General features: G+C 58.8%; 15 protein-coding genes. 7 read left to right on the top strand and 8 right to left on the bottom strand.

Going from position 1 to position 13346, the window contains the following annotated elements; all coding sequences use genetic code 11:
- Window positions 1–47 precede the first annotated feature (47 nt).
- Window positions 48–983, bottom strand: a complete 936-nt coding sequence (locus AC1MDC_RS24480; RefSeq protein WP_003226705.1) for a chemotaxis protein CheV — start codon at window positions 981–983, stop codon at window positions 48–50.
- A 452-nt stretch (window positions 984–1435) separates the two neighbouring features.
- Here AC1MDC_RS24480 and AC1MDC_RS24475 point away from each other — a divergent pair, with 452 nt between their 5' ends.
- The 3 genes from AC1MDC_RS24475 (at window position 1436) to AC1MDC_RS24465 (ending at window position 3940) form a co-directional block, all read left to right on the top strand.
- Window positions 1436–1906, top strand: coding sequence for a hypothetical protein (locus AC1MDC_RS24475; RefSeq protein WP_085704442.1), 471 nt, complete (start codon window positions 1436–1438; stop codon window positions 1904–1906).
- A gap of 484 nt (window positions 1907–2390) precedes the next feature.
- Complete coding sequence (locus AC1MDC_RS24470) at window positions 2391–3284, top strand: sensor histidine kinase (RefSeq protein WP_085683399.1); 894 nt, start codon at window positions 2391–2393, stop codon at window positions 3282–3284.
- Window positions 3281–3940, top strand: a complete 660-nt coding sequence (locus AC1MDC_RS24465) for a response regulator (RefSeq protein WP_085683400.1) — start codon at window positions 3281–3283, stop codon at window positions 3938–3940. The genes AC1MDC_RS24470 and AC1MDC_RS24465 overlap by 4 nt, the downstream gene beginning before the upstream one ends.
- Here the strand turns inward: AC1MDC_RS24465 and yegS are convergent.
- Window positions 3924–4841: a lipid kinase YegS gene (gene yegS, locus AC1MDC_RS24460; RefSeq protein WP_085700093.1), complete on the bottom strand. Its 918-nt coding sequence runs from the start codon at window positions 4839–4841 to the stop codon at window positions 3924–3926. The genes AC1MDC_RS24465 and yegS overlap by 17 nt on opposite strands.
- Window positions 4842–5155: 314 nt before the next feature.
- Between yegS and AC1MDC_RS24455 the strand changes: the two genes are divergently transcribed.
- Complete coding sequence (locus AC1MDC_RS24455) at window positions 5156–5464, top strand: hypothetical protein (RefSeq protein ID WP_170929763.1); 309 nt, start codon at window positions 5156–5158, stop codon at window positions 5462–5464.
- 56 nt (window positions 5465–5520) lie between these two features.
- Here the strand turns inward: AC1MDC_RS24455 and AC1MDC_RS24450 are convergent, their stop codons facing one another.
- Together AC1MDC_RS24450 and moaB are read right to left on the bottom strand one after the other, a co-directional pair.
- Window positions 5521–6747 carry a molybdopterin molybdotransferase MoeA gene (locus AC1MDC_RS24450; protein WP_227233130.1) on the bottom strand — a complete coding sequence of 409 codons (1227 nt, stop codon included), beginning with the start codon at window positions 6745–6747 and terminating at the stop codon, window positions 5521–5523.
- Entirely contained in the window at window positions 6731–7270 is a 540-nt protein-coding gene (moaB, locus tag AC1MDC_RS24445) for a molybdenum cofactor biosynthesis protein B (protein ID WP_007955742.1), read from the bottom strand. The genes AC1MDC_RS24450 and moaB overlap by 17 nt, the downstream gene beginning before the upstream one ends.
- Before the next feature lie 81 nt (window positions 7271–7351).
- Here moaB and mobA point away from each other — a divergent pair, with 81 nt between their 5' ends.
- A complete protein-coding gene (mobA, locus tag AC1MDC_RS24440) occupies window positions 7352–7954 on the top strand; it encodes a molybdenum cofactor guanylyltransferase MobA (RefSeq protein WP_085704438.1) in 603 nt (200 codons plus the stop codon).
- Window positions 7955–8032: 78 nt separating this feature from the next.
- Window positions 8033–8254 carry a YgdI/YgdR family lipoprotein gene (locus AC1MDC_RS24435; RefSeq protein WP_039770418.1) on the top strand — a complete coding sequence of 74 codons (222 nt, stop codon included), beginning with the start codon at window positions 8033–8035 and terminating at the stop codon, window positions 8252–8254.
- A gap of 83 nt (window positions 8255–8337) precedes the next feature.
- Here the strand turns inward: AC1MDC_RS24435 and AC1MDC_RS24430 are convergent, their stop codons facing one another.
- The 3 genes from AC1MDC_RS24430 to AC1MDC_RS24420 form a co-directional block, all read right to left on the bottom strand.
- Window positions 8338–9231, bottom strand: a complete 894-nt coding sequence (locus AC1MDC_RS24430; RefSeq protein ID WP_480393842.1) for a pseudouridine synthase — start codon at window positions 9229–9231, stop codon at window positions 8338–8340.
- A 69-nt stretch (window positions 9232–9300) separates the two neighbouring features.
- Complete coding sequence (locus AC1MDC_RS24425; RefSeq protein WP_007955735.1) at window positions 9301–9618, bottom strand: hypothetical protein; 318 nt, start codon at window positions 9616–9618, stop codon at window positions 9301–9303.
- A 165-nt stretch (window positions 9619–9783) separates the two neighbouring features.
- The gene (locus AC1MDC_RS24420; protein ID WP_085700083.1) at window positions 9784–10020 is read right to left on the bottom strand and encodes a glutaredoxin family protein; all 237 of its coding nucleotides are present in this window, start codon (window positions 10018–10020) and stop codon (window positions 9784–9786) included.
- Window positions 10021–10211: 191 nt separating this feature from the next.
- Between AC1MDC_RS24420 and AC1MDC_RS24415 the strand changes: the two genes are divergently transcribed.
- A complete protein-coding gene (locus AC1MDC_RS24415) occupies window positions 10212–11924 on the top strand; it encodes a cation:proton antiporter (protein ID WP_480393841.1) in 1713 nt (570 codons plus the stop codon).
- Here AC1MDC_RS24415 and AC1MDC_RS24410 read toward each other — a convergent pair.
- Window positions 11921–13129, bottom strand: a complete 1209-nt coding sequence (locus AC1MDC_RS24410; RefSeq protein ID WP_085700079.1) for an ammonium transporter — start codon at window positions 13127–13129, stop codon at window positions 11921–11923. The two genes, AC1MDC_RS24415 and AC1MDC_RS24410, sit on opposite strands and share 4 nt — an antisense overlap.
- Between the last annotated feature and the right edge of the window lie 217 nt (window positions 13130–13346).

The following is a 13346-nucleotide window of genomic DNA, read 5'->3' as shown; positions in this document are numbered from 1 at the left end:
TTGTCAGCGAATCAAAGGCTGACGCGGGGTCAGCCTCGAAAGGTTGATCAGGCCGGTACTTCGTCGAGCATCAGACGCTGGCGCACCACGTCGACCAGTTTGTCCGGCTGGAACTTGGAGAGGAAATTGTCGCAACCGACCTTCTTCACCATCGAATCGTTGAAGCTGCCGGACAGCGAAGTGTGCAGCACCACATACAGGCCACGCAGGCGCGGGTCGTTGCGGATTTCGGTGGTCAGGCGATAGCCGTCCATCTCCGGCATTTCGGCATCGGTGAACACCATCAGCAGTTTGTCGGTCATGTTCACCCCGGTGTCCGCCCAGGCCTTGAGCATGTTCAAGGCTTTAAGGCCGTCGCTGGCGATGTGCATCTTCACGCCCAACTGGCCGAGGGTGTCGCGCAATTGCGAGAGCGCCACGTTGGAGTCGTCCACCAGCAACACTTCGCGGCCACGGGCGCGTTCCAGCACCGGATCGTCCAGTTTGTCGCGAGAAACCTTGGCGTTGTACGGCACGATTTCGGCGAGGACTTTCTCGACGTCGATGATTTCCACCAATTGGTCGTCAACCTTGCTGATGGCGGTCAGGTAATGCTGTCGACCGGCACTGGTCGGCGGCGGCAGGATGGCTTCCCAGTTCATGTTGACGATGCGATCCACGCCACCGACGAGGAACGCCTGAACCGAACGGTTGTATTCGGTGACGATGATCGTGCTGTTCGGGCCCGGCACCAGCGGGCGCATGCCGATCGCCTGGGACAGGTCGATCACTGGCAGCGTCTGGCCACGCAGGTTGACCACACCGCAGACAAACGGGTGACGCTGGGGCATCAGGGTCAGCTTCGGCAGTTGCAGGACTTCCTGAACCTTGAACACGTTGATCGCGAACAATTGGCGTCCGGCCAGTCGAAACATGAGAATTTCCAGGCGATTCTCACCCACCAGTTGCGTGCGTTGGTCTACCGTGTCGAGAATGCCGGCCATCAATGACTCCTGGGCTTGTTCTGATGAATTCACTATTGGGGGTTATCGGCTGAATCTGGCGGATCTTGATCCCGTCACAAATCACCAACAAAATGCCACGAGCGGGCATTGATGTCACATTAACATCATGCTTTACTGGCCCGGTGAAATCATCTGCTACATTCTCTTCGGCGCGACCTCGGTTTGCGCGACAGGTTCCCGTGCCTAAGGGAATCCCCTAGTAACAATCAGGCCCAACCTGATGTTCGCGATATCCAATAGCCATTAATGTGACGCCATTCTCATTGCATGAACGGAGTCAGGCTATTGTGTGCGATCGCAGTTCAGTGGAAACACATCCTCTTGAAACCCCAGGTCCGTGCGGATGCACACCGGGGCGCGGTCTCGCGACGGTTCATGATCGTCGACACACACGGCATTCCCTCATCAGACATGACGTGGTGGAGATAAGCATGCCGAACGACCGTAGTGATTGGGCGCAGCGGTTCCCCGAATTCCTTGTCGAGGCCGAAACGCTCCTGGCCAAGTCTGAAGAATGCCTCAGCCACCTGCAGTTGATCAGCAATGACAAGGACGCCATCGACTGCATGCTCAGCACCCTCCTGAAGCTTGCGAACAAGGCCGATGCCCTGTCACTGGAGGCGGTGTCCGGATTTTCCCTGCACCTGCATGGCTTGCTCACCCAGGTACAGGATCACGTGGATTTGCATGCGCAGGCCCTGGAAGCACTGAAAGAGTGCTTCACCCTGATGGCCTGGCAACTGGAACTGGTTGACCCACGCACCGGCCAGCTTGGACTGGATGAAAGCGAACAGGCATCGCTCATAGAAGCCTTTGCCTGTCAGGTCGGACAGGCTCACTTCCAATTGCCGCTCAATGGCAAGCCGATGTCCCTCGTCACCTGGTCGGAGCACCAGGCGTAACGAGATACACCATGGGTTGTTCAGGCCCGTCAGTTCTCGCAGTCGTATGTCGCAATTGAATAGTTCATACCTGCCCGCGACCTCTTCCAATAAATAATTACGAGCGATGAATGCGGACTATCCTCTACGGATGTCAGGGTTTTCCTGTGTAAAAGAAAACTTGCGGTTGCATCGCTAATTATCGAGTCAGGTACTTCAACTTTTCCATAATGGAACCGTCGTCCAACATGGCCTGTTTCCTGACTCTTTGGACATATAGGGCAAACGCGACCAACGGTATGTTAAGTGGTATTATGCCGCCCGTTAGTTGTTTCAGTTAATGGCAATGTGACTTCAATGATCGGTCTCCAGCAAAGTTGGCGCTCAATTATCGATCACTGAACCGTCTTTGAAATCAACAACCTGAATGACAGTTTTCCAGACAGAGACCGCCAGCCCTTCTGACCGGTCTGCCCGCAGCGAACATCCATTGGCTCCATCCGCTATGTACGCCAGCCTCAAGTCAATCACCACATGGCCTCCCTCCCGAGAAAATGCCCGCAGGTTCACACTCCTGTTGTGCACGGCTTCGGCCTTGGGCAGCCTGTTGTGCTATGGCTTCTCTGCGCCGTTGCCGCTCGGCCTGCTGCTGATCAACGTGGCGGCTGCCGGCTGTGTCTGGACCCAACATCGTCTGTCGCGCAAATCCATCAAGTTCCAGCCTCAGGAACTGGCCGACCGTTTGCTGGAAGTCCAGGAAAACGAGCGCCATCGCCTGAGTCGTGAACTGCATGACGATATCGGCCAGCTGCTGACCGCCGCCAAGCTGCAAAGCGAATGGCTCAAGCGCCGCCTGCCCGCAGATATGCAGGAACACTGCTCGGTCCTTTGCGAGACCCTGGAAGAAACCCTCAACAAGGTTCGCGACGTCTCGGCCATTCTCAATCCGCGGCAGTTGACCAGCCTTGGCCTGGAAGCAAGCCTGCGGGCGCATTTGCTCAAGGTATTGGCCAATACTTCGGTGCACTGGAGTCTTGATTGCCAGCAGCGCCTGAATGGAATCCCCGAAGAAATGGCGGTCGCTGCCTTTCGCATCACTCAGGAAGCGGTCACCAACATCCTTCGCCATGCACAGGCCAAAAACCTGTTGATCCGCGTACAACGCCTGCCGCAGGGCCTGACCTTGCTGATCAGCGATGATGGCCTGGGCTTTTCCCCGGCAGCGAATCCGGGGCGCGAAGGACAACGGGGCATGGCCGGAATGGCCGAACGGATCGAACAACTGGGCGGCACACTGAGCGTGACCAGCGAGCCGGGCAAAGGTACTCAAATCGAAGCACTATTCCCCTGGGCGCCCCGTGCACTCGAGCGGGCCAGTACGAATAAGGTTATGCGTTGACTTGTAACTTACTTCTGGTGGATGACCACTCGCTGATCAGGGCCGGCGTACGCGCCCTGGTGCTGGATATTCCCGGTTATGCGGTGATCGGCGAGGCCAATGACGGCTCGCAGCTGCTCGAGATGGTCGAGCAGCTGTCTCCCGATATCGTATTGCTGGACATTTCCATGAAGGAAACCGGCGGACTGGAAGCCCTCCAGCGGCTCAGACGCGTACGCCCGCACGCCAAAGTGCTGATCCTCTCGATGCACACCGACCCCGCGCTGATCATGCAGGCGCTGGAGTCCGGCGCTCACGGCTACCTGCTCAAGGACACCACGGCCACCGAGCTCGAACATGCACTGGAAGCACTGCGCAACAACGAGCGCTACTTGAGCCCAGCCATCGCCCACACCGTGATCAATCAGGCGCTGACACGCAACCTCAAGCAGCAACCGGAAGTCACCGAGTCGCACAACCTGACAGCACGCCAACTGGAAATCCTGCGTCTGATCGTACGCGGCAAGTCCACACGGGAAATCGCCAATGGTCTGGGCTTGAGCATCAAGACGGTCGAAACTCACCGCTCGCAGATCATGAAACGCCTGCAGATCTACGATGTGGCGGGCCTGGTGCTGTTTGCCGTGCGGGAACAGATCATCAGTCTGGACGACTGAGCCGGGTCGTTGTGCTCAACAGCGGCGAGTCCTTGGGCAAATGTACACGCAAGGCTGCGGGGCGCGCCGCAAACCGCAGACTGTCGCCCTCCAGTGGCTCACCGTCGAGATTGATGCAAAGCCCTTCGGCAACCTTGATTTCAACCCACGGCAAACGGGTGCGCACGAACATGTTGTCGATGCCGAACCCGTCGCTGAGCAGATTTTTCAGCGTACCGACCAATTCCTGCGGCGCCGGCAGAATGCTGATATCCAGAAGACCGTCATCCACCAGCGCTTCCGGGCACAACACATGCCCGCCACCGGCCTGGCGACCATTGCCGATCCCCAGCGCCAGCAGCTCGCCACGCCAATGAAAATCCGGCCCCTGCAACTCGCCGTAGGCGGCATGCAGTTCACTGAACCGCGATAAACCGGTAAACAGGTAAGCCGCGCCGCCCAGCACTTTTTTCAGATCTTCCGACGTGTTGGCCGTCACCTGACTGCCGAACCCGCCGGTGGCCATGTTCAGGAATATCTGCCCGCCGACTTCACCCAGATCGATGTCATGGGCGTGCGCCTCAAGCAATTCGAGCGCTTCGGCCGGTTCCAGGGGAATAGCGGCCGCACGGGAAAAATCATTGGCGGTTCCCAGCGGCAACAGCACCAGACTGGCCTTGCCTGGCTGCGCCGCCAGCGCTTCGGCGATATCACGCAGGGTGCCATCTCCACCACCGGCGATGATCTGACGGTATCCCGCCGCCAACGCCTCTTCCACCAGACGCTGGGCATCGCCGGCCTCCCAGGTCAGGCGCACGGCCAGTTCCCAGCCCTGTTTACGCTTGTTCTCGACAGCGGCACGAACCGCCTCGTTGAGTGCCTGCTTGCCATGCAGAATCAACAATGCCTTGCGTTCACTCATTACGGTCACTCCCGGAATTGAATCAGTACCGGACATCTTGACCCTCAACGCGGGTAAAAAAGTCGCACACCTTCCAATTAATTCCTGACGCTCGTCCTGCCCGCCCTACATATCGGTAATTTTTCGTACAGAACGTAAGGAATCGGCTCAATTGACCCGGCCAGGTCATTGGTACAACGTGTGTCGGCGTTAGAGATCTTCAATTCAATTACACAAGGATGTGCATGTAATGAGTGGATACAGTTTCAGGATTTTCGATTTCTTGCATTCCGGCATTTGCCAACAGCCCTCAATGGCCACAGGTGGACATTTCCATGCAAAGCCATGAAGCAAGACTATCCGTGAGTCCGGTTGCCTCTCTCTCCGAAAGTCGCGCCAGTCTCAAAGACGAATTCAAATGCAGCGCCAGAAATGCTGGAGAAAGCGATATGGAGCCGCGTGTCACCGAGCTGGAAACTCACCTGAAGTACATTCGACGCGATATGGACGAAGTCAGGGGAGACGTCAAAGCCATCAAACATCGCCTGGCCTACTCGGCAGGCGCGACAGCGATGGTGCTCGGACTGTTGGGCTGGATTGCCAACAGCCGGTTCGATCAACTGCTTACACTGCTCAGCCGTTGATCAGTTGAAAGGCAGGCACCGTTAAGCGACAGTGCCTGCCTTTCATATGCCTGCAATCAACCAAGAAGTTCGCTGAGTGGAATGAACGGCACCTGGTCTCCCTTGGCCAGGACTCGCCCTTCCTGCACTTCCACCAACCCCTCGGCCCAGGCAGCGCTGCGCAGGACGCCCGAGCTCTGGTTACGGTAGATAATCGCTTGCCCCTGCTCCAGACGTCCGCGCAGAAATTCACGGCGGTTACCGGCCTGGGGCCAGGCAAAGCCTGCGGTCACTGAAAACTTCAGCGGTTCGACATCCTGCACGCCCTGGCGACGCAACAGATAAGGTCGGGTCAACAAGGCAAAAGTCACCAGTGTCGAAGCAGGATTTCCCGGCAATCCAATCACAGGGACACCACGAAAATGCCCGACCGTCAGCGGTTTGCCAGGTTTGATTGCCAGCTTCCAGAGCGTCAGCTCGCCCTCTTCCCTCAAGGCGATTCCAAGGAAATCAGCTTCCCCGACAGATACACCCCCGGTTGAAAGAATCAGATCTACATCCTGAAGCGCTCCAAGTCGCGCGCGGGTGGTAGGCAGGTCATCAGGCAGAATACCGGCATCCACCACTTCACATCCCAAGCGCTGCAACCAGCTGCACAACAACACCCGGTTACTGTTGTAGATCTGCCCCGGCCCCAATGCCGTGCCCGGCTCGACCAACTCATCACCCGTGGACAGTACCGCCACACGAACCCGGCGGACTACCTCAAGTCCTGAACAACCCAGCGATGCAGCCAACCCCTGCTCGATCGGACCGAGCCGGGTTCCGGCGGGCAATACCAACTCACCGACCGTCGTTTCCTGGCCTTGTGGACGAATGTTCTGCCCGGCCACCATCGCCTCGGTAAAACTCACGCGTTCATCGGCATGAATCTCGGTGTTTTCCTGCATCTCGACACAGTCCGCACCGGCAGGCACCGGCGCGCCGGTAAAGATTCGGGCGCAAGTGCCCGGTTTCAAAGGCTCTGGCGCCTGTCCGGCGAAAATCTTCTGACTGACCGGCAACGGCTCGCCGGTCCAGTCAGCCAGATTCAAGGCATAACCGTCCATGGCGCTGTTCGGCCACGGCGGCAGATCCAGTGTCGAAATCAGATCCTGCGCCAGTACCCGCCCCTGAACCTGAGCCAGTGGCAAAAACTCGTATTCGACAATCCGCGAGCTCTCGGCCATTTCCAGCAACCGCGCGAATGCCTCTTCAACCGGCATCAGGCTGCCAGTTTTGCCCGGCTTACCCACGGGATTCACAAGGCGCCGCCTGTTTCAAATGAGTGACGAAATTGCATGGGCGGTGGCGTGAGTCCAGTTGCTCGGCGAGGATGCCATCCCAACCGGTGCGCACTGCGTTGGTCGAGCCAGGCAGGCAGCACACCAGCGTGCCATTGGCCAGTCCCGCCAAAGCCCGGGATTGCACGGTGGAGGTGCCGATATCGGCCACCGAGATCTGACGAAACAGCTCACCAAAACCATCGACCTGCTTGTCCAGCAGGCAAGCTACCGCTTCGGGGGTGCTGTCACGGCCGGTAAAACCGGTTCCGCCGGTAATCAGCACTACTTGCACGACGTCTTCGGCAATCCAGTGCGCGACTTGCGCACGGATCTTGTAAAGGTCATCTTTGAGCAGCACCCGCTGCGCCAGATGGTGGCCTGCGGCCGTCAGACGGTCGACAAAAACCTGACCGGAAGTATCGGTTTCCAGAGTTCGGGTGTCGCTGACCGTCAGTACCGCGATATTGAGCGGTACGAAAGGTACATCAGCCTTGGCTTTCATAGGCTCGTCCAGTTGTAGGAGAAACAGCCCGGTGTTATATCACAGCGCCCCCTTTTTTCGCCGCCCCTGCAGAGAGCTGCCATGACCTCGAACACGCCATTGTCACCTTGTTCCATCCTGTTGCTGGCAGGTGGGCGCGGTCAGCGAATGGGCGGCCAGGACAAGGGACTTGTGGAATGGCACGGTGAACCGCTGATCGCACATCTGCAGCGCAAGGTTCGCCCGCTGACAGATGATCTGATCATTTCCTGCAACCGCAATCATGAACGCTATGCGCCATTCGCTGACCAATTGGTGAGCGATGACGAGGAAGACTTTCCTGGTCCCCTGGCTGGCATTCGCGCCGGCTTGAAAGCCGCGCGCCATACTCACCTGCTGGTACTGCCCTGCGATGTTCCGCGAATCGATCTTGCGCTGCTGCACAGCATGCGCGAGGCGGCCAGTCTGAATTCTGAAAAACCTTTAATGTTGCGACATGACGATCACTGGGAACCGCTGCTTTGCGTGATCCCGGTGGCGCTCCTGCCCGCTTTCGAAAACGCCTGGAACGCAGGAGAACGCAGCCCCGGCCGGGTGATGCGCACACTTGATGCCCAGGCCCTGGTTTGCCCTGACAACGATCCACGCCTGGCCAATCTCAACACCCCTGAACTGTTGAGTTCGCACAACACTGTGTCAGACTGACAGCATTCAAGGAACTTGCACGCCTTGTATACGTCTCAAGCTCAGTAACCAAAAGAATTTCCCTACGGAGACACACTCATGACTCAACGGACCCTCGCCACTTTCATGCTCGCACTGGGCCTCGCCACCCTCGCCGGTTGCGCTTCGCCAACAGTGATCACCTTGAATGACGGTCGCGAAATCCAGGCTGTCGACGCCCCTAAGTATGATGAAGATTCGGGCTTCTACGAGTTCGAGCAACTGGACGGCAAGCACACTCGCATCAACAAGGACCAGGTCCGCACTGTCAAAGAGCTGTAAGCTTTCAGTTCGACAGCGGATACAGAAAAGCCCGCAACATGCGGGCTTTTTCGTGTCTGACAGATAAGGGTCGATACCCGGGATCACCAGTCCAGTGTGATCCGGCTTTCAAACTCGCGCACCTGCCCTGTGACCGGATCGATAAACCGCAACCCCTGTGCCAGCAGCTTGAGCGGATTGGCATAATCATCCTCAACGTCTTTCAGCACTTCGGGGTAAAACGGATCATTGCAGATGCTCGCCCCCAGCGACGTCATGTGTACCCGCAGCTGATGCTTCTTGCCGGTCACCGGATACAGTCCGTACCGCCATAGTTCGCCGTTCTTTTCACGAACCTCCACCGCCGTTTCGGTGTTACTCACACCTGGTCCTTCCTGCATGCGGAAAAACGGTTCACCGTCAATCATGCGGCTCTTGTGCACCAACGGAAATTCCAGCCCGGGCAGCGCGGCAGCAATGGCTTCATAGCGTTTTTCGATTTGCCGCGTCGGGAACAGCGACTGATACGCCGACCGTGTCTGTGGATTGGCAGAGAAAATCACCAGCCCGGCCGTGTGCCGGTCAATCCGGTGCAGCGGTACCAGATGAGGATTGTCCAGGCGCCGGATCAATCGGCGAAGCAGGGTCTGTTCGACGTACTCGCCCGCCGGGGTCACCGGAAGGAAATGCGGCTTGTCGGCCACCACAAGATGCTCGTCCGCGTACAGAATCGTCTCGACCGCCGGGATCGGCTTTTCATCCGGCACTTCACGAAAATAGTGAATGCGCAGCCCTTCCTTGTAGGGCAAATCCAGCGGGATCGGCTGCCCCTGACCATCGAGCACCCGGCCCCGGGCGATTCGATCCAGCCATTGATCGCGCCCTATGGCACTGAAGTGCTCACACAGACAGTCCAGCACTGTCCGCCAACTACCGGGGGGCAGATACAGCGTGCTGGCCTGATTCTGTGCGGCGGAAAACGTGGGTGTGCTGGACATACGGAAAACTCGAACTCTCAAAGCAGAGCGGCATTATCCAACACCGGACGCAGCAGACCTAGCGCGGAATCAGGCGGGGATCGATTTGAGCGCCGCCGCCTCGGTAAATTCCTTGAGCCAGCGCAACACATCCACGGCATCCCAACGACCCGGATCGTACAAGGCGTACAACAAACCCTGATACCCAACCACATCCAGCTGCTTGTGATAGCCGGCACGCTGGAACAATGCCTCGATCTCGGCAAAGCACGTATTGAAATGAAGCTTGTTGAAGGGAGTCTTGCCTTCCGTGACCAGACCGTCCAGGCGCAATTCGTGGACGGCCTCGCGCACCACGTCAACCGACATCCCGTTCACGCTGCTTTTCAACTGTTCGACATTGACCACGGTTGCTCCCTCTGACATCCGGTTTGGCCTGAGCAATGCCTGAAAACGGCATGGCAGGCCAATCCAATTACTGTATGCGCATACAGTAACCGAATAACCCGAAAGGTGCCAAGCCGTGATTGAGCGAAGGTGACGAATGCCATCAACGCAGAAGAGGAAAAAACCTTAACGCAGGAATGCCACCACCTGATCGGCGCTGAACGGCCACCCCAGTTCCGCGCCGGTATCAACCCTGCGCAGGACAGGGATGCGCAGGCTGTAAGCCTCGAACCACGATTCGTTGTCAGCAATGTCCACCAGTTCCACCAGCAGACCATGCTCGACAAAAGGCATCAGTTCGGCCTCTGCGACTTCACACAAATGGCACCCCAGGGTGCCGAACAACTGGCATTCAGGAAGCATGTGCGTTCAACCCCAAAAATCGAGTGATCATTCTAGGCCCGCTCACAAGGCCCGTCGACCCACCCATCCGGTGCGAAAACCGGCCTTGGCAAAACCCTGACGTAAATCAGCCCACAAAATCGCCGCTTGCGCGATGCTCCGGTGTTTTTTACCTCTACGCTTGAAGAGCCTGATCTGTCCCGGAGTGTCTTGTGTTTGCCAATCTGCTGATCATTCTGGCGTCGTCCCTGGTGATGATTGCCCTGTTCCGTCGCCTGCGCCTGCCACCTGTGCTGGGCTATCTGTGCGTAGGGTTGATGGTCGGGCCGAAGGCGTTCGACTGGATCAATGAAAGCGAACATTTGCCGGATCTTGCCGAACTGGGTGTGGTGTTTCTGTTGTTTTCCCTGGGGCTGGAATTCTCCCTGTCGAAAATGATTGCCCTGCGCAAGGTGGTCTTCCGACTGGGCAGCCAGCAGGTGGTGATCACCACGGTGCTGCTGGGAAGCGTGCTGATGCTGCTGGGCATGCCTGCCACACCGGCCTTGCTGCTGGGCGCCGGCCTGTCGTTGTCATCCACGGCGATTGTGACCAAGGAGCTGGGCAGTCTCGGCGAAATTTTCAGCAGCCATGGCCAGAACGCGGTGGGCGTGCTGTTGTTCCAGGACGTGGTGGCAGTGTTGCTGCTGACGCTGGTGCCGGTGTTCGCCGGCAGCAGTGATCAGGCCTGGTACTGGGCGCTGCCCCTGACCTTGTTGAAGACCGTATTGCTGTTCTTCGGTTTGTTGCTGACCAGTCGCTGGCTGCTGCCACGCCTGTTCCAGGAAGTCGCGGCGTCCCGCTCGGCGGAGCTGTTCGTGTTGCTGGCACTGGTCATTGTCCTGCTGACGGCCTGGCTGACCCACTTGCTGGGCCTGTCTCCGGCCCTCGGCGCGTTCCTCGCGGGCATGCTGCTGGGCGAAAGCCACTACCGGCATCAGATCGAGGCCGATATCCGGCCGTTTCGCGACATTCTGCTGGGGCTGTTTTTCGTCAGTATCGGCATGCTGATCGACCTGCAACTGTTCGCCAGTCACAGCCTGCAGATTATCGGCATGACCCTGGGTTTACTGGTGATCAAAGGCCTGGTGGTGACGCTGCTGGTGAAATGGCGCGGCAGCGACAGTGAAACGGCCTGGCGCAGCGGTCTTGCTCTCGCCCAGGGCGGAGAATTCTGCTTCGCCCTGATGGCGCAGATGCAGCAGAACCGGCTGCTCCCCGCCGAGCTCGGCGCCCTGCTGCTCGCCGCCACCTTCTGCTCGATGCTGCTGACGCCTTTGCTGTTACGCGCCGCACCGCGCATCGCCGCCGCCCTGCACCGCAAACCCAATCAGGAAGCGCAGATCGAGGAAATCAGCGCCCTCAATGCCGGGTTCGACGGGCATGTGGTGATCTGCGGTTACGGCCGTGTCGGTCAGTCGATCGGGCGCTTCATGCGCAATGCCGGGCAAACCTACGTCGCACTGGATAACGATCCGGTGCGAATACAGGAAGCCGCCACCGTCGAACGCGACGTCCACTACGGCGATTCAACCCGCGGCGATCTGTTGACCGCCGTCGGCTTGCTGCGCGCCAGGTTGCTGGTCATTGCCGTGGATCAAGCCGACGTAGCCTTGCGGGTTCTCAAGGAGGCCCGGCGCCTCAACCCGACAGTACCGATTCTGGTACGCACCCGGGATGACAGCCAGTCGGCCGAGCTGAAAGCGGCCGGCGCCAGTGAAGTGGTGCCGGAGCTGCTGGAGTCAAGCCTGATGCTCGGCTCCCATGCGCTGATCCTGCTGGGGTTTCCTGCGCATCGGGTGCAGGAGAAAGTCGATCAGGTGCGCATCGATCGCTATCGCCTGCTTCACGGTTTTTACCCCGGAGCCGACGATGAGGAAACCTAGTCCTGGCTCACCGCGCCGATCTTGTGCAGCGACAGGTCGGCGCCGTAGTACTCCTGTTCCTGGCTCAGGCGCAAACCATGCAGTGCCTTGATCGAACCGTAGACGACAAACCCGCCGATCAGCGCCACCGCCACACCAAGGGCGGTGCCGATCAACTGGCTGATGAGGCTGACGCCGCCGAGTCCGCCCAGCGCGGTCGAGCCGAAGATCCCGCAGGCAATGCCGCCCCACACGCCACACAGACCGTGCAACGGCCAGACACCCAGCACGTCATCGATCCGCCATTTGACTTGCGCCGCCGTGAAGCACCAGACAAACAGGGCACCGGCAATCGCGCCCGTCACCAGCGCGCCGACCGGGTGCATCAGGTCGGAACCGGCGCACACCGCCACCAGCCCGGCCAACGGACCGTTGTGCAGAAAGCCCGGGTCGTTGCGCCCGACGATCAACGCCGCCACCGTGCCGCCGACCATCGCCATCAGCGAGTTGACCGCCACCAGTCCGCTGACTCCCTGCAGGGTTTGCGCGCTCATTACGTTGAAGCCAAACCAGCCGACGATCAGAATCCACGAACCCAATGCCAGAAACGGAATGCTCGAAGGCGCGAACGCCACCAGCTTGCCGTCACGATAGCGCCCGTTGCGCGGCCCGAGCAGCAACACCGCCGCCAGCGCCAGCCAACCGCCCATGGCATGCACCACCACAGAACCTGCAAAGTCATGGAAGGCTGCACCGAACTGCGCAGTCAGCCAGGCTTGCAGGCCGTAGTTGCCGTTCCAGATCATGCCTTCGAAAAACGGGTAGATGAACGCTACGATCAGCGCCGTGGCGCACAGTTGTGGCACAAACCGCGCCCGTTCGGCGATGCCGCCGGAGATAATCGCCGGGATCGCCGCTGCAAAGGTCAGCAGGAAGAAAAACTTCACCAGTCCATAACCATGATCGGCACTGAGCACCGCCGCCGGTTGCAGGAAGGTCACCCCGTACGAAAGCCAATAGCCTATAAAGAAATAGGCGAGCGTCGACACCGCGAAGTCGCTGAGAATCTTCGACAGGGCGTTGACCTGGTTTTTCTGGCGAACCGTTCCGACCTCCAGAAACGCGAATCCGGCGTGCATGGCCAGCACCATGACCGCACCGATCAGAATGAACAACGTGTTCGAACTGTGAACCAGTGTGTCCACAGCGCTTTGCAGATTTTCCATGAGGAGGCAGACCCGAAGCTGAAAAAGGCACCAAAGCGGTTCATGCGCACATTTCATGCACCAAGTTGCGCCTGCGCAGTCACTGATCCGGTAGTTCGGTGAACCGCTTTGGCGCACTAGGTCGATGGGCTGACATGAACCCTCATCGTCCGGGCCATGCTTTGCCCGGGTTCGCGCCCGGCAACAGCGCACTGCTACCGATCGACGCACCACGACA

This window comes from Pseudomonas sp. 1, assembly GCF_056626735.1.
Note: the sequence above shows the minus strand (reverse complement) of the source record. Positions and strands in the feature narration are given on the sequence as shown.

What these genes read in the sequence shown, in the direction of transcription:
- AC1MDC_RS24480 (WP_003226705.1), bottom strand. Translation starts at nt 983, where the DNA reads ATGGCCGGCATTCTCGACACGGTAGACCAACGCACGCAACTGGTGGGT.
- AC1MDC_RS24430 (WP_480393842.1), bottom strand. Translation starts at nt 9,231, where the DNA reads ATGTCCAGCACACCCACGTTTTCCGCCGCACAGAATCAGGCCAGCACG.
- AC1MDC_RS24420 (WP_085700083.1), bottom strand. Translation starts at nt 10,020, where the DNA reads ATGCTTCCTGAATGCCAGTTGTTCGGCACCCTGGGGTGCCATTTGTGT.
- yegS (WP_085700093.1), bottom strand. Translation starts at nt 4,841, where the DNA reads ATGAGTGAACGCAAGGCATTGTTGATTCTGCATGGCAAGCAGGCACTC.
- AC1MDC_RS24410 (WP_085700079.1), bottom strand. Translation starts at nt 13,129, where the DNA reads ATGGAAAATCTGCAAAGCGCTGTGGACACACTGGTTCACAGTTCGAAC.
- AC1MDC_RS24455 (WP_170929763.1), top strand. Translation starts at nt 5,156, where the DNA reads ATGCAAAGCCATGAAGCAAGACTATCCGTGAGTCCGGTTGCCTCTCTC.
- AC1MDC_RS24475 (WP_085704442.1), top strand. Translation starts at nt 1,436, where the DNA reads ATGCCGAACGACCGTAGTGATTGGGCGCAGCGGTTCCCCGAATTCCTT.
- AC1MDC_RS24470 (WP_085683399.1), top strand. Translation starts at nt 2,391, where the DNA reads ATGTACGCCAGCCTCAAGTCAATCACCACATGGCCTCCCTCCCGAGAA.
- mobA (WP_085704438.1), top strand. Translation starts at nt 7,352, where the DNA reads ATGACCTCGAACACGCCATTGTCACCTTGTTCCATCCTGTTGCTGGCA.
- moaB (WP_007955742.1), bottom strand. Translation starts at nt 7,270, where the DNA reads ATGAAAGCCAAGGCTGATGTACCTTTCGTACCGCTCAATATCGCGGTA.
- AC1MDC_RS24435 (WP_039770418.1), top strand. Translation starts at nt 8,033, where the DNA reads ATGACTCAACGGACCCTCGCCACTTTCATGCTCGCACTGGGCCTCGCC.